This window comes from Mycolicibacterium novocastrense (genome assembly GCF_001570485.1).
GTDB lineage: Bacteria > Actinomycetota > Actinomycetes > Mycobacteriales > Mycobacteriaceae > Mycobacterium > Mycobacterium novocastrense.
Map to the genome: position 1 here is coordinate 14,610 of NZ_BCTA01000093.1, position 20,590 is coordinate 35,199.

19 protein-coding genes are annotated in these 20,590 nt (G+C 69.2%); 10 read left to right on the plus strand and 9 right to left on the minus strand.

Annotation, left to right across the window (positions count from 1 at the left end; all coding sequences use genetic code 11):
* Positions 1-9 precede the first annotated feature (9 nt).
* Positions 10-405 (plus strand): DoxX family protein, encoded by a 396-nt coding sequence (locus RMCN_RS26945; protein WP_067395787.1) that lies wholly within the window; start codon positions 10-12, stop codon positions 403-405.
* Here RMCN_RS26945 and RMCN_RS26950 read toward each other — a convergent pair.
* Complete coding sequence (locus RMCN_RS26950) at positions 402-3,725, minus strand: ATP-dependent helicase (protein ID WP_084377790.1); 3,324 nt, start codon at positions 3,723-3,725, stop codon at positions 402-404. The genes RMCN_RS26945 and RMCN_RS26950 overlap by 4 nt on opposite strands.
* Positions 3,662-6,781: an ATP-dependent helicase gene (locus RMCN_RS26955; protein ID WP_067395793.1), complete on the minus strand. Its 3,120-nt coding sequence runs from the start codon at positions 6,779-6,781 to the stop codon at positions 3,662-3,664. Before RMCN_RS26955 ends, RMCN_RS26950 begins: the two co-directional genes overlap by 64 nt.
* 6 nt (positions 6,782-6,787) lie before the next feature.
* Here RMCN_RS26955 and RMCN_RS26960 point away from each other — a divergent pair, with 6 nt between their 5' ends.
* On the plus strand, positions 6,788-7,618 hold the full coding sequence (locus RMCN_RS26960; protein WP_067396282.1) for an alpha/beta fold hydrolase: 831 nt from the start codon (positions 6,788-6,790) through the stop codon (positions 7,616-7,618).
* Between the two features lie 2 nt (positions 7,619-7,620).
* Positions 7,621-7,917 (plus strand): MGMT family protein, encoded by a 297-nt coding sequence (locus tag RMCN_RS26965; protein ID WP_067395795.1) that lies wholly within the window; start codon positions 7,621-7,623, stop codon positions 7,915-7,917.
* 71 nt (positions 7,918-7,988) lie between these two features.
* Here RMCN_RS26965 and RMCN_RS26970 read toward each other — a convergent pair whose 3' ends face one another.
* The 3 genes from RMCN_RS26970 to RMCN_RS26980 form a co-directional block, all read right to left on the minus strand.
* A complete protein-coding gene (locus RMCN_RS26970; protein WP_064412520.1) occupies positions 7,989-8,843 on the minus strand; it encodes a TIGR02569 family protein in 855 nt (284 codons plus the stop codon).
* Between the two features lie 36 nt (positions 8,844-8,879).
* Positions 8,880-10,058 (minus strand): adenylyltransferase/sulfurtransferase MoeZ, encoded by a 1,179-nt coding sequence (gene moeZ, locus RMCN_RS26975; protein WP_067395797.1) that lies wholly within the window; start codon positions 10,056-10,058, stop codon positions 8,880-8,882.
* Positions 10,059-10,250: 192 nt separating this feature from the next.
* Positions 10,251-11,072: a DUF3152 domain-containing protein gene (locus RMCN_RS26980; protein ID WP_409366077.1), complete on the minus strand. Its 822-nt coding sequence runs from the start codon at positions 11,070-11,072 to the stop codon at positions 10,251-10,253.
* A 391-nt stretch (positions 11,073-11,463) separates the two neighbouring features.
* Between RMCN_RS26980 and RMCN_RS26985 the strand changes: the two genes are divergently transcribed.
* Positions 11,464-12,126, plus strand: coding sequence for an HTH-type transcriptional activator FasR (locus RMCN_RS26985; RefSeq protein WP_067396285.1), 663 nt, complete (start codon positions 11,464-11,466; stop codon positions 12,124-12,126).
* Here the strand turns inward: RMCN_RS26985 and RMCN_RS26990 are convergent.
* On the minus strand, positions 12,113-12,358 hold the full coding sequence (locus RMCN_RS26990; protein ID WP_064345881.1) for a DUF3107 domain-containing protein: 246 nt from the start codon (positions 12,356-12,358) through the stop codon (positions 12,113-12,115). The two genes, RMCN_RS26985 and RMCN_RS26990, sit on opposite strands and share 14 nt — an antisense overlap.
* A gap of 234 nt (positions 12,359-12,592) precedes the next feature.
* Here RMCN_RS26990 and RMCN_RS26995 point away from each other — a divergent pair, with 234 nt between their 5' ends.
* On the plus strand, positions 12,593-13,339 hold the full coding sequence (locus RMCN_RS26995) for a hypothetical protein (protein ID WP_067395802.1): 747 nt from the start codon (positions 12,593-12,595) through the stop codon (positions 13,337-13,339).
* A 14-nt stretch (positions 13,340-13,353) separates the two neighbouring features.
* On the opposite strand, the gene RMCN_RS27000 is transcribed toward RMCN_RS26995, so the two are convergent.
* Positions 13,354-14,049 (minus strand): ferritin-like fold-containing protein, encoded by a 696-nt coding sequence (locus RMCN_RS27000; RefSeq protein WP_064412472.1) that lies wholly within the window; start codon positions 14,047-14,049, stop codon positions 13,354-13,356.
* Positions 14,050-14,303: 254 nt separating this feature from the next.
* Between RMCN_RS27000 and RMCN_RS27005 the strand changes: the two genes are divergently transcribed.
* Together RMCN_RS27005 and RMCN_RS27010 are read left to right on the plus strand one after the other, a co-directional pair.
* Positions 14,304-15,770 carry a DEAD/DEAH box helicase gene (locus tag RMCN_RS27005; RefSeq protein ID WP_067395806.1) on the plus strand — a complete coding sequence of 489 codons (1,467 nt, stop codon included), beginning with the start codon at positions 14,304-14,306 and terminating at the stop codon, positions 15,768-15,770.
* Positions 15,771-15,788: 18 nt separating this feature from the next.
* Positions 15,789-17,003, plus strand: a complete 1,215-nt coding sequence (locus tag RMCN_RS27010; RefSeq protein ID WP_067395809.1) for an Rv3212 family protein — start codon at positions 15,789-15,791, stop codon at positions 17,001-17,003.
* 79 nt (positions 17,004-17,082) lie between these two features.
* On the opposite strand, the gene RMCN_RS27015 is transcribed toward RMCN_RS27010, so the two are convergent.
* The gene (locus RMCN_RS27015; RefSeq protein ID WP_067395811.1) at positions 17,083-17,937 is read right to left on the minus strand and encodes a ParA family protein; all 855 of its coding nucleotides are present in this window, start codon (positions 17,935-17,937) and stop codon (positions 17,083-17,085) included.
* Positions 17,938-17,943: 6 nt separating this feature from the next.
* Between RMCN_RS27015 and RMCN_RS27020 the strand changes: the two genes are divergently transcribed.
* Genes RMCN_RS27020 through RMCN_RS27030 form a run of 3 tightly spaced genes read left to right on the plus strand, consistent with a single transcriptional unit; the run spans position 17,944 to position 20,173 of the window.
* Positions 17,944-18,600, plus strand: coding sequence for an acid phosphatase (locus RMCN_RS27020; protein ID WP_276018982.1), 657 nt, complete (start codon positions 17,944-17,946; stop codon positions 18,598-18,600).
* Positions 18,597-19,691 carry an isochorismate synthase gene (locus RMCN_RS27025; protein WP_067395814.1) on the plus strand — a complete coding sequence of 365 codons (1,095 nt, stop codon included), beginning with the start codon at positions 18,597-18,599 and terminating at the stop codon, positions 19,689-19,691. Before RMCN_RS27020 ends, RMCN_RS27025 begins: the two co-directional genes overlap by 4 nt.
* On the plus strand, positions 19,688-20,173 hold the full coding sequence (locus RMCN_RS27030; RefSeq protein ID WP_067395817.1) for a GNAT family N-acetyltransferase: 486 nt from the start codon (positions 19,688-19,690) through the stop codon (positions 20,171-20,173). Before RMCN_RS27025 ends, RMCN_RS27030 begins: the two co-directional genes overlap by 4 nt.
* Here RMCN_RS27030 and RMCN_RS27035 read toward each other — a convergent pair.
* A complete protein-coding gene (locus RMCN_RS27035) occupies positions 20,122-20,550 on the minus strand; it encodes a hypothetical protein (protein WP_067395819.1) in 429 nt (142 codons plus the stop codon). The genes RMCN_RS27030 and RMCN_RS27035 overlap by 52 nt on opposite strands.
* Positions 20,551-20,590 lie beyond the last annotated feature (40 nt).

Below are 20,590 nucleotides of genomic sequence, written 5' to 3' on the forward strand. Positions count from 1 at the left end.
AATGTAATCATGACCTCTCCCCCGCCCGAACTGCAGCAAGTGGCCGGCCCGTCGCGCGCCTACCGGATGGCGGCCGGGCTGCTGGGTATCGGGACGCTGCACTTCGTGGCGCCCAAGCCGTTCGACGGCATCATTCCCGCCGAGCTGCCCGGCAGTCCGCGGTTCTACACCTACGCCTCGGGTGTCGCCGAGCTCGGGGTGGCGGGGCTGCTGTTGGCTCCGAAAACGCGACGTTTGGGCGCGTTGGCCGCGGTGGCGCTGTTTGTCGCGGTGTTCCCCGGCAACGTCAACATGGTGCGGTTGTGGTGGGACAAGCCGTGGCCGATGCGGGCGGTCGCGATCGCCCGCCTGCCGCTGCAGATTCCGATGATCGTCGAGGCCGTGAAGGTGTACCGCGAGTCTTAGGCCGCCTCCAGCAGGTCGGCGAGTTCGTCGACGTCGGGCAGCGACTCGGGGATGACGGTGACGCCGCTGCGCACGTAGTGAAACGCCGCCCGCACCGACTCGACGGGACATCCGTGCAGCGCGGCCCACGCCACCCGGTACACCGCGAGCTGAATCGCATTGTGCTGCAGGGCTTCCGCAGTACTCGGAGGCTCGCCGGTCTTCCAATCGACCACGGTGGCTCCGCCGTCGTCGTCGGCGAACACGGCGTCGATGCGTCCCCGGATCACCCGCCCGCCGATCACCATGTCGAACGGCACCTCGACGTCGATCGGGGTGCGCGCGGCCCACGGCGACACCGCGAACGCCGCCTGCAACTCGGCGAGTTCCTCGGCCACCGCGGTGTGATGGTCGACCGCACCGGGCAGATCGTCCAGGTCGAACAAGCGCTCGGCGTGATAGAAGCGCTGCACCCAGTCGTGAAACGCCGTGCCCAGCAACGCATGTGGATCCGGACGAGTCGGCAGCCTGCGGCGCAGCCGCTGCGAGACGGCTTCGGGGTCCTTGCCGAGCTCGACCAGGGTGCTGACCGATACCTGAAGAAGCAGCGGTGGCGCCGACGATTCGACCTTCCGGGTGCGTTCGGCGATGAGCGCGTCGACGTCGGCCTCCCAGCCTTCTCCGGACTCGACGGGTTCGTCGTCGCGGGCGCCCGACATCGCCGCGGCCACAAGCGTTGCCCCGCGCGCCACATCGCCGCGACGCGCACCAGCAGGATCGGCGGGCCAGACGGCTTCGACCACCTTGTCCCGCAGCGGGTTCGGTTCACCATCGGGTGGAGCGGGTGCCCACTGTTCGATCACGCCGCAGGGCTCGCCCTCTTCGGCGGACTTGTCGATGATGCCTTTGAGCTCACAGAGGAACTCCGATGGCCCGCGGGCCTTGCTTTCCGATGCTCCCCAGTGGTGGCCCGACAAGAACAGGGTGTCCTCGGCGCGGGTGAGCGCCACGTAGAGCAGGCGGCGTTCCTCGTCGATGCGGCGCTGTTCGAGGTTTCTCTTGTGCTCGCCGATCACGTCGGACAACCGCTTGCGGTCGTTGACGTCGCTGGTGTCGAGCACCGGGACACCGTGCTCGGAGAGCGTGGCCCGGTCGCCGCGCAACAGCGGAGGGAGGTCCCCCGCGTCGGTCAGCCAGGTGCGGGTGGTACCGGTCGAGGGGAAGACGCGACCGCTGAGGTGCGGAACGGCGACCACCTGCCATTCGAGTCCCTTTGCCGCGTGGATGGTCATGATCTGCACCCGGTCGGCCGCGACGGACCCCACGGCGGGAGCCAGGCCGTTCTCCACCTCTTCGGCGGCGTCGAGGTAGGCCAGCAGGCTGGTGACACCGGCGCCCGGGCGGCCGGCGAAATCGGCCACCACATCGGCGAACGCGTCGAGATGTTCGGTGCCCGACCAGCCCGCCGAGACGGGGCGGCGCGCGCGCACCTCGGTGTCGATGCCGAGCACGCGTCGCACCTCGGCGACAAGCTCGGGAAGCGGGTGTGACAGATGTGCCCGTAATGCGGTCAGCTCGCGGCCCAGTGCGACGATCCGCGCATATCCCGTCGGCGAATATGCTTCGGGCGCACCGGGGTCGGTCACCGCTTCGGCGATGCACGCGGTGTCGGCGTCGGGGGCCACCTGGGCGGCGATGCGTTCGGCGGTCCCGGCGGGGGCGTCGGCTCGCCCGCTGTCATCGAGCTGAACGGCGCGCCGCCACAGCGCGGTGATATCGCGGCCGCTCAGTCGCCAGCGTGGCCCCGTGAGGACCCGCATGGCCGCGCTGCCCGCGCTCGGGTCGGCCATCATCCGCAACATCGCCACCACGTCGGCGACCTCGGGTACGCCGAGAAGGCCGGCCAGCCCGACGACTTCGACCGGCACACCGCGGGCCGTGAGCGCTTCGGCCATCGGCGCGGCGTCGGCGTTACGGCGCACCAGCACCGCCGTCGTCGGCGCCGGCGCCCCGTCTTCGCGCGACCGCTCATAGATGTCGGCGATATGGCCGGCGAGCCAGTCACGTTCGGCGGCAACGTCATTCAGCAGGGCACAACGGATGGTGCCCGGCGGGGCGTCCGGCCTGGGCAGCAGTGAACGCACCGCCACCGAACGACGCCGCGCCTGTGCCGACACGGCGTTGGCCAGATACAGCGTGCGAGGCGGATTGCGCCAGCTCGTGCGCAGCTCCAAGGTGGGCGCCGGGGTGCCGTCCGAACGGGGAAAGTCGGTGGCAAAGCGCGGCAGGTTGGTGGCCGACGCACCGCGCCACCCGTAGATCGACTGGATGGGATCGCCCACCGCGGTCAGCGCGAGGTCGTCGTCGGCTCCACCGCCGAACAACGACGACAAGGCGACCCGCTGCGCATGCCCGGTGTCCTGGTATTCGTCGAGCAACACCACCCGGTACCGCTGGCGCAGTTGCTCACCGACATGCGGGAAGTTCTCGGCGAGCCGGGCGGCCGAGGCCATCTGCATGCCGAAGTCCATCACTTTCTCGGCCCGCATCCGCTGATGAACGGCGTCGATCAGCGGGACCAGCTCGGTGCGCTCGGTCTGGGTGGCCAGCAGCCGCAGCAGCCACTGGCTGGGGCCGCGGTCGCGTTGGTAGGGGCCGGCGGGCAGCGTGTGCACCAACCGCTCGAGCTCGACATGCGTGTCGCGCAACTGGTCGGTGTCGACGAGGTGCTCGGCGAGTTGACCCGCCAGCCGAAGCACCATCGAGGTGACCGCCGCCGGCGTCTTCTCGGTGTGCAGTTCGGGGTGCTCGCACACGACACGGAAGGCCAACTGCCACAGCTCGGTTTCGCTCAGCAGCCGGGTCTCGGCCTCGACGGGCAGCAGCAGGCCGTACTCGCGCAGTAGGTTGCCGGCGAATGCGTGATACGTGCTGACGGTCGGTGGCTCGTCGATGGTGGCGCCGCCGTCGTGGGGGTATCTCCCGCCGGGGAGGGAGAGGCCGGCGCCCTCGAGTCGGGCGAGGCGGGTGCGGACCCGGCGCAGCAGCTGTCCGGCTGCCTTGCGGGTGAAGGTGAGGCCGAGAACCTCACCGGGGCGGGCGAACCCGTTGGCGACCAGCCACACCACCCGCGCGGCCATCGTCTCGGTCTTGCCGGCACCGGCGCCGGCGATGACCACGAGCGGTCCGGGCGGGGCCGCGATCACGGCGGCCTGCTCCTCGGTCGGCGCGAAAAGGCCGAGGGCCGCGGCGAGTTCGTGCGGGCTGTAGCGCGGGGTCATGGCTGTCCTCCAGTCGCGGCCTGGGCGGGACACATGGCCCGCACCGGGCAGTGTCCGCATCCGTCATTGATCCGCGCGACGAACTCCGGACCCTGGGTGGCTGCCGCCGCCGCGCGCACGGTGTCACGCCACTGGTCGTGCTTCTCGGGTGTCAGCGCGTCCTGTGTGCGCTCGGTCGGACCCGATGCGCAGGTTTTGCCGAGGTAGACCAATCGGCCGCCCCCCGGTGAGTCTCCTTGCGCGAGCAGACCTTCCGCGATGGCCAGCTGATACATCGCCAGCTGGGCGTGGTTTTGCGCATCGTCCTTGGTGACCGGGCTCTTGCCGGTTTTGAGGTCGACCACGACCAGCCGCCCCTCGCTGTCGCGTTCGAGGCGGTCGACACGTCCGCGTACGCGTACGTCGGGCCCGTGTTCGCCGCCGTCGACCACGACACCGTCGACACCGATCTCGCTGCCCACCTCGGTGAGCTGGCCGCGGGTCTGCGCACGCCACCGCTCAAACGTCGCCAACATCTCCCGGTGCCGGCCGAGTTCGTTGTCGGCATACCAGCGCGACTCGAACGGCAGTTTGGGCCAGATCTTCTCGAGCTCGTTGATCATCTGGCTCTCGGTGCGCCCCGGGTCGGCGACGAGCCCATGCACCAGCGTGCCGACCGCCGAGCGCACGTCGCGACCGTCGGCGCCGCCGTGCCGCTCGAGCAGCCAGCGCAACGGACAGTCGGTCAGCATCTGCAGCGTCGACGGCGACAGCGTCACGGTGTGTCCGTCGCCGTTCCACAGCGGGTCCTCACTGGACAGCGGAGTCATCGACTGCCACTGCGTCGGGTCGGCTCCGGGCACGCCTGCCGCCGCCAGTCGCGCCAACAGCGTTGCCGCACATGCCCTTACTGTGTCGTCGACCGCGCCGTCGGACGCGCATACCACCGCGCGCAGCCGTCCGACCAGCGCCGCGGGCGCCAGCACGCGCGGTGCGCTGACCGGCTCGGTCATGTCGGAGCCGTCGTCTTGGGAGCGCGTGCTCAACTCGTAGCAGAACGCCGACGGGAGCAGCGACTCGTCGCCGCTGCTGTCGACCGCCGTCACCAGCAGGCGGCTGCGGGCACGCCCCATCGCGGCGATCAGCAACCGGCGTTCCTCGGCCAACAGCGGCGCCCGGGTCGACACGCTTTCTGCGTCCTGGGTGACGCCGTCGAGCAGGTCGACGAGCTGCTGGGTTGCCAATACGCCGCCACGCGGAACGGTGTTGGGCCACAGTCCTTCCTGCACGCCGGCGATGACGACGAACTCCCACTCGCGGCCCATCGCGGCGTGGGCGCTGAGCACGGCGACCGCGTCGGCGTCGGCGCGCTCGTCGCGGGCGGGTGACCCGAGACTCGCGACGTGGTCGATCAACCCGCGCAGCGTCGCGCCCGCGGTGCGGTTCACGTACTGCTCGGCGACGTCGAAGAGCGCGGTGACCGCGTCGAGGTCCCGGTCGGCCTGCGCACCGGATACGCCGCCGCGTTCGCTCGCGGCCAGCCAACGTCGTTGCAGCCCGGAACGCTGCCAAGCCTGCCACAGCGTGTAGCGCGGATCGCCCCCCGTCTCGACAGTGCGACGGGCGGCCGCCAGCACCTTGCGCACGCGGTCCAGAGGCCGGCCAAGGCTCTCCGGCAGACCGTCGACGCCGTGCTCCAACGCCTCGACCAGCAGATCGCCGAAACCGCGCGGGGGTTGCGAGCCGTCGATGCGTCGTAGCGCGCGCCGCAGTTGGCGCAGCGACACCGGATCGACGCGACCGATCGGTCCCGTCACCAACGACGCCGCCTGCTCGGCGTCGAGACCGTGCGATGTCGCCGCCAGCACGGTGAGAAGGGCCCGCACGCCCGGCTGGTCGCCGAGCGGCGTCGCAGGCGATGGGGTATCCACCGGGACACCGGCCGCGGCCAGCGTGCGCGCCAACGCCGCGCCCAGGCGGGGCACCGAACGCACGATGACAGCCATCTGCGACCACGGGACGCCGTCGACGAGGTGCGCCCGTCGCAGCGCGTCGGTGATCATCGCCGACTCCGCATGCGGCGAGGCGGCGATACGCACGGCCACGGTGCCGTCGGGGCCGGGCGCACCGGTCAGCACGCGCCCCTGCTCGGCGCCGGGCAGTCGTCGGGCCACCTCGGTGATGGCTCCGGCGATCGCCGGTGCGCAGCGGTGTGACTCGGTCAGCGCGATCGCCGGCTCGTCGCCGCGCAGCAGCGCCGGGTCGGCACCGCGGTAGCCGAAGACCGCCTGATTGGGATCACCTGCGAACACCGTGGTTTCGGCGCCCTGAGCCAGCACCCGAACCAGGAGCGCGGCCTGCGGGTCGAGTTGCTGTGCGTCGTCGACAAGGAGGATCTTGATGCGTCCACGTTCGGCGGCCAGCAGCTCACCGTCGGTGGCCAACGCCTCCAGCGCCGCTCCCACCAGTTCGGCCGCGCCCAGTGCCGGGATGGTGGCCTGTGGTGCCGCCATTCCGACGGCTGAACGCAACAGCATGATCTGCTCGTAGGCCTGGGCGAACTGGCCGGCCGCCAGCCACTCCGTCCTGCCCGAACGCCGCCCGATGCGTTGCAGTTCAAGGGGATCGACACCGCGTTCGGCGCACCGGGCCAGCAGGTCTCGCAGCTCGTTGGCGAAGCCGACCGTGCTCAACGCCGGGCGCAGATGGTGCGGCCATGCGGTCGCCGCGCGGTCGCCGTCCTCGACGTCGCCGGCGAGCAGTTCGCGGATGATGCCATCCTGTTCGGCGCTGGTGATCAACCGCGGCGGCGGATCGCCGTTGCGCTGCGCGGCCAGCCGCAGAACCGCGAACGCATACGAGTGCACGGTGCGCACCAGCGGTTCGCGCACGACTGCGCGGGTGCCGGCCTGCAAGAGCGTCGAGGTGATGCGGGCCCGCGCCTGCGCGCCGAGGCGGGCCGAACCGGTCAGCAGCAGAACCGATTCCGGATCCATGCCGGCGGCGATGTGGGCGACCGCGGTCTGGATCAGCAGCGAACTCTTGCCGGTGCCGGGCGCTCCGATCACACGGAAAGCGCCGCGCGTGCCGGGATCGGTGAGCGCGCTCGGCGTGAGGTCGGTGTGCGGTGCGGACATGTGGGCATGACACCACGGGGGTCCGACAAATGGCCGTCACCCGAGGCTGGCAGCATCACAGCCGTGACCGAACCCCTGCACGTTCACCGCTACGGGCCGGCCGGGCCCGCACAGGTGTTGGCGATCCACGGCCTGACCGGACACGGCCAGCGGTGGCAGACGCTGGCGACCCGCCACCTGCCCGAGTACGCGATCGTCGCACCGGACCTCATCGGGCACGGCCGCTCGTCGTGGGCGGCACCGTGGTCCATCGACTCGAACGTCGCGGCGCTGGCCGGGCTGCTCGAGCGTCCCGCGGTGGTGGTCGCACACTCCTTCGGCGGCGCGGTGGCGCTGAATCTGGCTGCCGCCCGGCCAGACCTGGTGTCGCGGATGGTCCTGCTGGACCCGGCCGTCGGCCTGGATGGCGAGTGGATGCGCCAGATCGCCGACGACATGTTCGCCTCCCCCGATTACACCGACCGCGCCGAGGCGCGCGCCGAGAAGGCCAACGGGTCGTGGGGTGAGGTCGAGTCGGCCGAATTGGATCGCGAGCTCGACGAGCATCTGATCGATCTGCCGTCCGGGCGGGTCGGCTGGCGGATCAGCATCCCGGCGATGATGGCGTACTGGAGCGAGCTTGCCCGCCCGGTAACTTTGCCTCCCAAGGGGATTCCCACGACGCTGGTGCGGGCCGCCCGCACCAGGCCGCCGTATGCGACCGACGACATCGTCACCACGCTCGCGCAGCGACTCGGGGCGGACTTCGCGCTTTTGGAGTGGGACTGCGACCACATGGTCGCCCAGGCCAGGCCCGCCGAGACCGCGGCGCTGATCCGCGAGCACCTCGAGTCCTAGCGATGGCGACCGTCACCGACGAGCAGGTGGAGGCCGTGCGCGCGCTGGTCGCCTCGATCCCGCCGGGGCGGGTGTCGACGTACGGCGACATCGCCGATGCCGCGGGGCTTTCCAGTCCCCGCATCGTCGGCTGGATCATGCGCACCGACTCGTCGGACCTGCCGTGGCACCGGGTGATCACGGCGTCGGGGAAACCGGCTGCGCACCTGGCGACGCGCCAGTTGGAGCTGCTTCGCGCCGAAGGGGTTCTCGCGCACGACGGTCGGATCCGGCTCGCCGAGGTGCGACACCGGTTCTAGCGCCGCGAGTGTGGGGTTGATGCACATCTGAGCGCCGAAAATGTGCGGGTAACCCACGTTCGCGCCACAGGCTAGAGCACGAGGCGGACCAGCGCCGCCGTGCGCGCGAGACCGGGGAACGCGGCCGCCGTCGACCGCGGATGTAGCGCGTGCACGGCGATGCGGAACATCAACGCGCGCAACAACATCTGCGACCACTCGGGCAGCGGACTCCAGCGTTCGATCAACCCGTCGTCGGCCTCGCCCCAGGACAGCGCGTCGACCACGACGACACCGGCGGCCCATGACGCCGGCCGCCAGTACGGGATGATGTCGGTGATCCCGGGCGCGGCGGTGCCCGCGAAAAGCACGGTGCCGTACAGGTCGCCGTGGACCAGTTGGCTCGGGCTCTTGGTCGGCTTGCGCAGGGTGGCAAGCTGATTGAGCAACTCGATCGAGCGCTGCCCGTCGGCCGACCCCGGGGACACCTTGGCGCCCGGCGGCAACGAGTGCAGCGGCCGTTCCTCCCAGGCGGCGCGGTCGGCCGCGATGAACACGTCGACATCGGCCCACGGCGCCACCGGTGGCTGCGTCAGGAATCTCGGGCGTTCGAGTTTGGCCGTCGCCTCGTGCAGTCGCACCGCGGCCGAGACCACCTCGTCGTGGCGGGGTTCGGGAGTTCCGGCGACGAAGGTGTCCGCCCGCCACCCGGCGACCACATAGCGCCCATCGGTCGACCGCACCGGGCGCGCCAGGCGCACCCCGTCGACGAACAACGTCTCGCGGACCTTGGCCGACCATGCCGCACGCGCGTGGTCGGCGACCATCGACACCACCACTTCCCCGCAGCGCCAGCCGCCCTCCCAGCCCGGCCCGAGCGCAACGGGCTGCACACCGGACAGGCCGAACGCGGCCAGCACATGATCCGGTGGCCGTTCGACAGTCACCACCTCAGCGTAAGCGGAGTTTCGGCAAACCAGCCGTTAGTACATGACCATGTCGGGTTCGAGTTGTTTACCCCACGCGACGATTCCGCCCTGCACATGCATCGCGTCGGAGAATCCGGCGTTCTTCGCGATCGCCAACACCTCTGCAGAGCGCACACCGGTCTTGCAGTAGAACACCGGTGTCCGGTCGGTCGGCAACTTGGCCAGCGCCTCGCCGGATTCGAAGGCGCCCTTGGGGATCAGCTCGGCGCCCTGGATCCGGTTGATGTCCCACTCGACCTGTTCGCGTACGTCGATCAGGGCCAACGGTTTGCCCGAATCGAGCAACTCCTTGAGCTCGCGGGGGGTGAGGGTCGAGTCGGCCGCGGCCTCGGCGGCGGCGTCGGACACCACGCCGCAGAACTCCTCGTAGTCGATCAGCTCGGTGATCTTCGGGGTCGACGGGTCCTTGCGGATCTTGATCGTGCGGTACGTCATATCGAGTGCGTCGTAGACCATCAGCCGGCCCAGCAGCGTTTCGCCGATGCCCGTTATCAGCTTGATGGCCTCGGTGCCCATCACCGATGCCACCGACGCGCACAGGATCCCGAGCACACCGCCCTCCGCGCACGACGGCACCATTCCCGGTGGCGGCGGTTCGGGGTACAGGTCGCGGTAGTTCAGCCCCAACCCGTCGGGCGCGTCCTCCCAGAACACCGAGATCTGGCCCTCGAAGCGGAAGATCGACCCCCACACGTAGGGCTTGTGGGCCAGCACGGCCGCGTCGTTGACGAGGTAGCGCGTCGCGAAGTTGTCGGTGCCGTCCAGGATCAGGTCGTACTGCTCGAACAGCTCGACCGCATTGTCGGGTTCGAGCCGGAACTGGTGCAGGTTGACCGTCACCAGCGGATTGATGTCGAGAATCGAGTCACGCGCGCTCTCGGCCTTCGACCGGCCGATGTCGGACTGGCCGTGGATGATCTGGCGCTGCAGGTTGGACTCGTCGACCACGTCGAACTCGACGATCCCGATCGTCCCCACGCCTGCGGCGGCCAGGTACAGCAGCGTGGGGGAACCCAGCCCGCCGGCGCCGATGACCAGCACGCGGGCGTTCTTCAGCCGCTTCTGCCCATCCAGGCCGAGGTCGGGAATGATGAGGTGACGGCTGTAGCGCGCCACTTCCTCGCGGGTGAGTTCGGCCGCCGGTTCTACCAGCGGCGGCAACGGTGTCGACACCGTGTTTCTCCTTGATCGACCTGATTCAACGTCTATGACCATCACAGCAGTTACGACATTCAACAGCAACGAGCGACGATCGCTTCCCGCAGGCGCGGTGGTCGGTCAGCGTGTACGAGCGACCGCTCTGGTACGTCCAGGCACGGCGTGTTGCCGCACAAACACGGCCGCTCGCGGAATTGAGGAAGGCACTCAGGCGATCGGGTACGGCCAGGGGTTGGGCTTGCAGGTGTGGTTGTCGGGCTGCACCGATTGCGGGTCGAAGCGCGCGGCGTCGTTGTTGTTGGTCGAAAACGTCTGCTGCATCATGACCGGCGCCAGTTGGTCGTTGCCCCCGCACGGCTCGTGCCGTTGGTAGCCGATCGCGTGGCCGACCTCATGGTTGATCAGGTACTGCCGGTACGACCCGACGTCGCCTTGGAACGGCACCGCACCACGCACCCAGCGCGCCTCGTTGATGAACACGCGCGGCTGCCCGTCGCGGTAGGCCGGGTTGTAGCAGGACGCCTCCAACTGGATGTCGTAGCCGCAGCCCTCGCGCACGGTCATCGGCGTGCTCAGCGACACCCGGAAGTCCGGTTCGATTCCCGACGTCCCGTCGATACGGGTGAAGGCGAACTGCGGGTTGTGCGTCCAGCTCTTGGGGTTGGCCAGCGTTTCGGTGACCATGCGGGCGAACGCCTCGTCGCCGCCGAACGTCGTGGTGTCGATGCCGTCCTCGACCTCGACGGTGTAGGTGAACACTTTCGCGGTGCCCTGGCCGACCTGTGAGGTGGCCCCCGGCACGACGTGCCACGTCTTGGCGCCGGCCTCGGTGAACGGTCCGCCCTGGGGCAGGATTCCGGTCGGCAGGTTCGCGTCGAACTGCGTCAACCCCTTGGGCGGCGCACCGATGATCGCCGTGCTGGCCACGCCGATGGTCGGTGGGCCCTGCACCGGGCCCTCGGCCTGTTTCGGTGCCGGCGCGCCGGTGCCGGTGATGGTCTGGTAGACGACGACCCCGGTCAACACCATGAGGACGGGCAACGCGTAGGCCCGCCAGCCGTAGGTGGACACGAAGCGACCGAGCCACGACTGCTTGCGGAAGCCGCGGTGCTCGTCGCGATTGGACCTCACCCGCCCCGAGTTCTCCGCGAGGGGATCGCGCTGGGCACGCAACGGCTCGCGCCATTCGTTGCGCAGCGCGGGGACGCGAACACCCCCGCCGTGTTCGGGACCCATCTGTCCTCCTCGCGTACGGGAGTCATAGGTCACCGCAACAGGATGACACAGGCCGACGGCCTCTTACTTTCGGCGCGCCATCGACCGCCCCGAGCGCTGTGATCCGCGCCTCACCTGCATGCTTTATCAACGGTAGTAATGTCATTGCGATAACCGGTGCCCGATGACGCAGATGAAGGATGTGATGAACGATCTCGCCAACACCGCCGCGAAGAGACGCGCGCAGCCTGGCGGCGAAGTGTTGAATCGGCGCGGCGGCAGACTGCCGCGCGACGAGCGCCGAGGGCAGCTACTGGTCGCTGCCAGCGAGGTTTTCGTCGACCGCGGCTACCACGCGGCGGGCATGGACGAGATCGCCGAGCGCGCTGGAGTCAGCAAACCCGTTCTCTACCAACATTTCTCGTCCAAGTTGGAGCTTTACCTGGCGGTGCTGGCCAAGCATGTGGAGAACCTCGTCTCCGGTGTGCGTCAGGCGCTGCGCACGACAACCGACAACCGGCAGCGGTTGCGCGCCGCGGTCCAGGCGTTCTTCGACTTCATCGAGCACGACGGCCAGGGTTACCGCTTGATCTTCGAAAACGACTACGTCAACGAACCGCAGGTCGCCGCGCAGGTCAAGGTCGCCACCGAGGCGTGCACCGACGCGGTGTTCGACCTGATCAGCCGCGACTCCGGACTGGAAGCGCACCGCGCCAGGATGATCGCGGTCGGCTTGGTCGCCATCAGCGTCGACTCCGCGCGCTACTGGCTCAACAACGACCGTCCGATCTCCAAGGACGACGCGGTCGAGGGCACGGTCCAGTTCGCTTGGGGCGGACTGTCACACGTGCCGCTTACCCGGTCTTAGACCCGATCCCGACCCCGAAGCCGACGCGCCGGACATCGGCAGCGCCGATCTCCACGTAGGCGATCTTCGACGTCTGCACGAGGAAGCGTCGGCCCTTCTCGTCGGTCAGAGCCAGCACACCCGAATCCTTGGCCAGCGCATCGGTGAACAACTGCTCCACCTCGCTGGGTGTCTGCGCGCTGTTGAAGCTCAGCTCGCGCGGGCTGTCCGTGACACCGATCTTGACCTCCACGCCGTGGGCCCCTTTCGTCTTTGCGAAGAACTTGAGCCAAGGCTAGTGGACGACCCGCCGGTCGCATCGCGCCGGTGAGTTCGCGGTCAGCGAAGGGCCGAGACCAACGGCGACCGAACCGAGTCCGGACCGTAACCAACACACCAGTCGCCGAACCTCTTCTGTCACTTCTGCCTCGATAGCATCAGGCGCGGCAACAACTTCTACGCTCGAGACGACCCCGGGAAAACCCACATGAACAGGTCTTACACCGCGCAGTCACCGTATTCGCTGGCCCCCACGGAGCGGATTCCCAGCTACTCCGACTACCCGGAGCCGCCCGCCGAAGACTTCGACTACGAGTACCCCGGTTCTGCTGAGTTCGACGACTACGACGACTACGAGCAGCAATACGACGAGGAGAGCATCGACCGGCGCTGGATGTGGGTCGCCGGTATCGCCGGGGTGATCCTGTTCATCGCGATCGGCACCACCGGCATCATCCTCGGCGGCGGCGACAGCGGCTCGGTTTCGGCCACCGCGACGTCGGACGCGCCGGCGCCGTCGAGCGCCCCCGCCACCACCGCGCCGCGCGCGGGCACGGCCGCCCCCGTCGTTCCCTCGCTGCCGCCGGAAACCGTCACGACGATCACACCGAGCGCCGAGACGACGCCCCCGCCCGCCCCGAGCACGACAGCGCAGGCAGCCGTTCCACCGCCCGCGCCGCCGTCACCGCGCACCGTCACCTACCGGGTGACCGGTAACCGCCAGCTGCTCGACCTGGTGACCGTCATCTACACCGACGGCCAGGGCGCGCTGCGCACCGACGTCAACGTCGCGCTGCCCTGGGTCAAGCAGGTGGTGCTCGACCCCGGCGTGGAGTTGAAATCGGTCACCGCCACCAGCGTCGCCGGTCAGCTGAACTGCAGCATCCTCGACGCCGCGGGCACGTTGATCGCCGCGCAGAACAACAACTCGATGATCGCCACCTGCACCCAGTAGGTCAGGCGGCCGCGTCAGGCGAGGCCCAGTTCCTCCATCCGGGAGGCGTGCGTCCGCTGCAGCCGGTCGAAGAACTCGGTCATCTGGGTGAGCCCTTCGCCGCTGGCCAGCACCAGGTCGACGAGTTCGTCGTGATCGGCCATGACGAACTGCGCCTGGGTGATGGCCTCACCGAGAAGCCGCCGCGACCACAGCGCGAGCCGGTGGCGCTGCCTGTCGCTGGCTGTCACCGCCGCGCGCACCTCGGCGACGACGAACTGGGAGTGGCCGGTCTCTGACAGCACCGCGCGCACGACGTCGGCGACCTCATCGGGCAGGGTGTGCGCGATCTCGAGGTAGAAGTCGGCAGCCAGTGCGTCGCCGACATAGGTTTTGACCAGTGCCTCGAGCCAGGTGCTCGGGGTGGTCAGCCGGTGGTAATTCTCAAGGGCCGACGCATATTTCGTCATCGCGGGCACGACGTCGACCCCGCGGCGCTCGAGCGCGTCGCGCAGCACCTCGTAGTGGTTCATCTCGGCGGCGGCCATGATCGCCATGTTGATGCGCCCGCGAAGGTTCGGGGCCATGCGCGCTTCGTCGGTGAGGCGGTAGAACGCCGCCACCTCGCCATAGGCCAGCAGCGCGAAAAGTTCGTTGACGCCGGGATGGTCGGCCGACGCACCCGATCTCGCCGAGTCGGTTTGCCCGGGTGCCGGAGGCGTCGTGTTCATGGGCCCAACAATAAACGGCCACGGCGGGTCGCCCGTCGGGCGAGCACCACCAGGTATGATGGGTCCGGGCGGTGGCAGTTTCACGGCTTACGCAAGGCATTTGCAAAGCTTGCCGCGACCCAAAGAAATGTGCGTGCACGCAGTCGGTCCGCCTACCTCAGTGCAGGGCCTTGGTCTTCACAGGCCATCTCTTGTCGAACTCGTGCGCGCGTGGAAGCCATGAGGACGACAATTGAAAGGCCTCGTTTTCGCGTATGACGCATCTCAACCCCACATTTGCTGAACTGGGAGTTCGCGACGAAATCGTCCGCGCCCTCGCCGAGGACGGCAAACAGCATCCATTCGCAATCCAAGAGCTGACCATGCCGATGGCATTGGCCGGCGACGATTTGATCGGCCAGGCCCGTACCGGTATGGGCAAAACGCTGGCGTTCGGTGTGCCCCTGCTCCAGCGGATCACCACCGACCCCGACCGCCCCCTGACGGGCGTCCCACGGGCCTTGGTGGTCGTGCCCACCCGCGAACTGTGCCTGCAGGTGTACGGCGACCTGGCGGCCGCCGCGAAGTACCTCACCGTCGGTGACCGCAAGCTGTCGGTCACGTCGATCTACGGCGGTCGGCCCTACGAGGGGCAGATCGAGGCGCTCGAGAAGGGTGTCGACGTGGTCGTCGGCACGCCGGGGCGACTGCTCGACCTGGCCCAGCAGGGGCACCTGAAGCTGGGCGGACTGTCCATGCTGGTGCTCGACGAGGCCGACGAGATGCTCGACCTGGGCTTTTTGCCCGACATCGAGCGGATCCTGCGCCAGATCCCCGACAGCAGGCAGTCGATGCTGTTCTCGGCGACGATGCCGGACCCGATCATCACGTTGGCCCGTACCTTCATGAACCAGCCGACGCACATCCGGGCCGAGGCCCCGCATTCGGCGGCCACCCACGACACCACCGAGCAGTTCGCGTACCGCGCGCATGCCCTGGACAAGGTGGAAATGGTCGCCCGCATCCTGCAGGCCGAGGGTCGCGGCGCGACGATGATCTTCACCCGCACCAAGCGCACCGCGCAGAAGGTCTCCGACGAACTCGCCGAGCGCGGGTTCAAGGTCGGCGCCGTGCACGGTGACCTCGGGCAGGGCGCACGAGAGAAGGCGCTCAAGGCGTTCCGCACCGGCGAGATCGACGTGCTGGTCGCCACCGACGTCGCCGCGCGCGGCATCGACATCGACGACGTCACCCACGTCATCAACTACCAGATTCCCGAGGACGAGCAGGCCTACGTGCACCGCATCGGTCGCACCGGGCGGGCCGGGAAGACCGGTGTCGCGGTGACCCTCGTCGACTGGGACGAACTGGCACGCTGGACGATGATCGACAAGGCGCTGAACCTCGGCTGCCCCGATCCCGCCGAGACGTATTCCAGCTCGCCGCACCTCTACTCCGAGCTGGGCATCCCCGCCGATGCCACCGGCACCGTCGGCGAGCCCGTGAAGGTGCAGAGCAGCAAGCGGGCCCCCGCCGAGAAGTCGGCCGACCGCCCCGCTCGCAGCCGCAACCGCACGCGTCGGCGCACCCGCGGCGGCAAGCCGGTCACCGGGCATCCGGAGGCGTCCGCGACGTCGTCAGATCAAGACTCGGGCGACACGGGCGAGGGCTCCGGCGATACGCCGCCGGCCAAGCGCAGGCGTCGCCGTCGCCCCCGCAAGGCCGCGGCCGGCACCGGCTAGCCCCGCACCTCCCGCGCGATGGTCAAACCCGAACGCCGCACCCGCACCGATGTGATGGTGGCGCTGGCGATTGGCGCCGTCGTCGTGGTGACGGCCGCGTTGGTGTGGTGGACCAGCGACGCGCGGGCGACGATCAGCAGGCCCGCCGCCGACCCGGTGCCGGCCCTGACCCCGGCCAAGGCGGTTCCGCAGTCGCTGCGGCAGGTGTGGAGCGCACCCAGCGCAGCCACCACTTTGCCGCTGGTCGTCGGCGGTGCGGCGGTGACCGGCGACGGCCGGACCGTACAGGGGCGTGACCCGGCGACGGGGACCACGCTGTGGAGTTATGAACGTGACCTCGACCTGTGCGGGGTCAGCTACGTCTACCAGTACGCGGTCGCCGTCTACCCCGACACTCGCGGATGCGGTCAGGTCAGCACCATCGACGCCAAGACCGGCATGCGCGGTCCGGCGCGCTCGTCCTACGCCGATCCCTCGGTGCATTTGTCGTCGGACGGCACCGCGGTGCTCTCGGCCGGTGAGAACCGGCTGGAGTTGTGGCGTTCCGACATGGTCCGGATGCTCAGCTACGGCGCCCTGGACGCCCGCATCAAGCCGGATGTGCCCTCGCTGCCGCTGTGCCGGTTGGTGTCGGCGCAGGCGAGTTCGAGCGCGGTGTCAGTGCTCGAGGCCTGCCCGCGGCAGCCCGAACTGCGGCTGACCCTGCTGCGACCCTCCGATGAGGAGGACACCCCGGAGTTGAGGTACGTCCCGCAACCGGGCGTCGCGACGGATTCGGGCGCGCGGGTGGTGGCCGTCGCCGACACGATGACCGCGGTCTACGTGCCCACGCCCAAGCCTGTGGTCAACATCGTCGACGAGACGGGCGCGACGATCGCCAGCACCGGGGTGGCAAGTCCGCCGTCGCCGCAGGCCACGATGTCGCGGGCGGGTGACCTGATCACCTGGTGGACCGGTGACAGCGTAATGGTGTTCTCCGCCAGCGGGTTTGACTACCGCTACACCGTCACACCCGAGGGCCGGAACAAGCCGCTGGGGCCGGGGACGATCATGGCGGGGCGGTTGCTGGTCCCGGTCACCGACGGCTACGACGTGTTCGACCCCGCGACGGGGCGGGGCGAACGCCACATCCCCTTGACGCGGCCGCCGAGCGCCGCGCCGGTGGTGCCCGCGGTGGCCGGCTCGATGGTGCTCGAGCAGCGCGGCGACGAGTTGGTGGCGCTCGGCGGCTGAGCCGCCAATCCAACGTGGGCAGCTGACGTTATCTGGGTGTTCTAACAGTCGCTCACCGACTGTTTGAGCACCGAAATCCCTAGATCTCGGGGGCGAAAGTGGGCATCGGCTTGCCGTTCTTCCAGTGCTTGAGCAGCGCCTTGGCCAGATCGCGGTAGGCGCCTGCGCCCTTGTTCTTGCGGCTGGCCAGCACCGACGCGCCCGAGGCGCTGGCCTCGGCGAACCGGACGGTGCGCGGGATCGGCGGCGCCAGCACCGCCAGGTCGTAGCGGTCGGCGACGTCGAGCAGCACATCGCGGCTGTGGGTCGTGCGCGAGTCGTACAACGTCGGCAACGCGCCCAGCAGCTTGAGGTCGGGGTTCGTGATCGCCTGGACATCGGCGATGGTGCGCAGGAACTGCCCGACACCGCGGTGCGCCAACGTCTCGCACTGCAGCGGCACGATCACCTCGTCGGCAGCGGTCAGCCCGTTGAGCGTGAGCACGCCGAGCGACGGCGGACAGTCCACGATCACCACGTCGTAGTCGGCCCTGCCCGCTGACGACGACGCCGCACCGCCGGATGTCGCCGGCGTTCCGACGCCGAGCTTGCCGAGCGCTCTCTTGAGCGCGTACTCACGCCCGGCACGCATCAACAGCATTGCCTCGGCGCCCGCCAGGTCGATGTTGGCGGGCAGCAGTGTCATTCCCTCGGGCGTCTCCAGCAGGGCGGCGTCGGGTTCGACCTCGCCGAGCAGCACCTCGTGGATCGACACCGCCAACTTGTCCGGGTCATGGCCCAGGGAGAACGTCAACGACCCCTGCGGGTCGAGGTCCACCAGCAGGACCCGCTTACCCGACTCCTGGATCGCCGCACCCAACGACGCCACCGTCGTCGTCTTGGCTACCCCACCCTTTTGATTGGCGACCGCAAGTACTCGCGTCACGGTGCCCATCGTTGCATGGCTCGGCACGCCGCGACCGACCGTGCGGCAGAATCAGTGAGCGTGGCCCTTCTGGAGCACCGCCTGATCCTGCTTCGTCACGGCGAGACGGAGTGGTCGAAGAGCGGTCGGCACACCAGCCACACCGACCTCGAACTGACCGCGACCGGCGTGCAACGCGCCAAGATGGCCGCCGAAGCGCTGGCCGAACTCGAACTGGACAACCCGCTGGTGGTGTGCAGCCCACTGCGGCGCGCGGTGCAGACCGCCGAATTGGCCGGACTGACCATCGACGACGTGTCGCCGCTTCTGCGGGAGTGGGATTACGGCCGCTACGAGGGGCTGACGACGCCCGAGATCCGCGAGACGGTGCCCGACTGGCTGATCTGGACGCACGGCGCCGATGGCGGCGAGAGCGTTCAGACCATCGCGCAGCGCGCCGACAGCGCCCTGGAGTTGGCATTGACCCACATGGCGTCGCGCGATGTCGTGTTCGTGGGTCATGCGCACTTCTCCCGCTCGATGATCGCGCGGTGGGTCGAACTGCCGGTGTCGAACGGGATCCGGTTCGCGATGGCGCCCGCGTCCCTGGCCGTCCTCGGCTTCGAGCATGCGATGCGTCAGATCATCGCCCAGGGGCTCACCGGCCATCAGGATCCGTGTAAACCACGGTGACTCGCGAACCCTCCTTCGTCCTGGCCTCCCGCGGCGCCGTCGTCGCGGAGGGAGTGCACACCGCGTTTCCGAAGGTTGCCGACGCCCGGGCCGCGCTGGCATCGCACAGCGCCCCGATCATCGTGGGGGCGTTGCCTTTTGACATGACCAAGCCGGCGGCGCTGATCCGACCGCAGAGCATCCAGTTCCTCGATGCGCTGCCGGACTGGCCGCTGCGTCCGATGCCCGGGGTGCAGATCGCCGAGGCGTTGCCGGATCCCGATGAGCACCGTGCGCGGGTCGCCACCGCCGTCGACCGGCTCACCAGCCCGTCGAGCGGACTGCACAAGGTGGTGCTCGCAAGAGCCCTTCGGCTGGCCGCCGACGGACCGCTGGACGCGCGCACCGTCCTGCACCGGCTCGTCAGCGCCGATCCCGCGGCCAACGGGTACCTCGCCGACCTGACCGCCGCGGGCGGGGGCTACTCGGGGAGCGTGCTGGTGGGCGCGAGCCCGGAGCTGCTGGTGGCCCGCCGCGGCGAGCAGGTGGTGTGCGCACCGTTCGCGGGCTCGGCGCCCCGCTCCCCCGACCCCGAGACCGACGAGGCGAACGGTGCCGCGCTGGCCGCGTCGGCGAAGAACCTCCGCGAGCACCAGTTCGTGGTCGATACGATTCGCGACGCCCTCGACCCGCTGTGCGCCGAGCTCGAGGTGGCCGCCGAACCGGGGCTCCGCAAGACCGACTCGGTGTGGCACCTGGCCACCCGGATCACCGGTAAGCTCCGCGAAAGATCCACCACTGCATTGGATTTGGCCATCGCACTGCACCCGACGCCGGCGGTCGGCGGGGTGCCCACCGCGGATGCGGCCGATTTGATCGCCGAACTCGAAGGCGACCGCGGCTTCTATGCCGGCGCCGTCGGCTGGTGCGACCAACGCGGCGACGGCCGATGGGTGGTGTCGATCCGCTGCGCTCAGCTGTCGGCGGACCGGCGTACGGCCGAGGCGTATTCGGGCGGCGGCATCGTCGCCGAATCGGATCCCAACGACGAAGTCGCCGAGACCACAACGAAATTCACGACGATCCTCACCGCCCTGGGCGTCACGACGTGAGCGAGCTGATCCGCAGGGTGCGCCCGGGCGACGAACGCGAACTGACCGCGATGGTCCACGAACTCGCGGAGTTCGAACACGCCGCGCACGAGTGCACCGTCACCGAAGACCAGATGCGCCAGGCGCTTTTCGCCGAGCCGGCAGTCGTTTTCGGCCACATCGTCGAGGTCGACGGGCAGGCCGCCGCCTGCGCGCTGTGGTTCATCAACTTCTCTACGTGGGACGGTGTCGGCGGGATCTACCTCGAAGACCTGTACGTGCGCCCGCAGTTTCGCAGACGTGGGCTGGCCCGAAAGTTGTTGGCCACCTTGGCCCGCGAGTGTTCGACGCACGGTTACACCCGACTGTCGTGGGCTGTCCTGGACTGGAATGTCAACGCGATCGCGCTCTACGACGCCGTCGGCGGCAAGCCGCAGACAGAATGGATCACCTATCGGGTCTCGGGTCCCGAATTATCGGCGCTGGCCGCGGAGTCGCCGTGAGCCCCGACCCATTCCAGGGTCGAGGGACTGAACAGCAGGATCAGCGTCACCACCGCCACCACGCCGATCGGCGCGGCGTACCACCACTGATGCGAACCGACTCCCATGTAGTAGACGACCGGTAGCAGCAGCAGTTGGGCGAACACGGCGATGCCGCGCCCCCACCGTCTGCCCGTCCATAGCGCCCACGCCGCGGCCAGCACACCCGCACCCATGATCGCGAACCACAGCGCGGTGCCGTACTTGTTCAGCCCGGACTCCTCGGCTCGGCCGAACCCGCTCACCACGTAGACCAGTGCCGCGACCACGGCGGCCGCACCCTCCAGGGCGACGAGGACAGCGGCTTGGCGCACCGTCGTCGGAGATGGAACGATCACGCCCTCGAGCGTAGAGGGGTGCGCAGAACCCGTTCAGTAG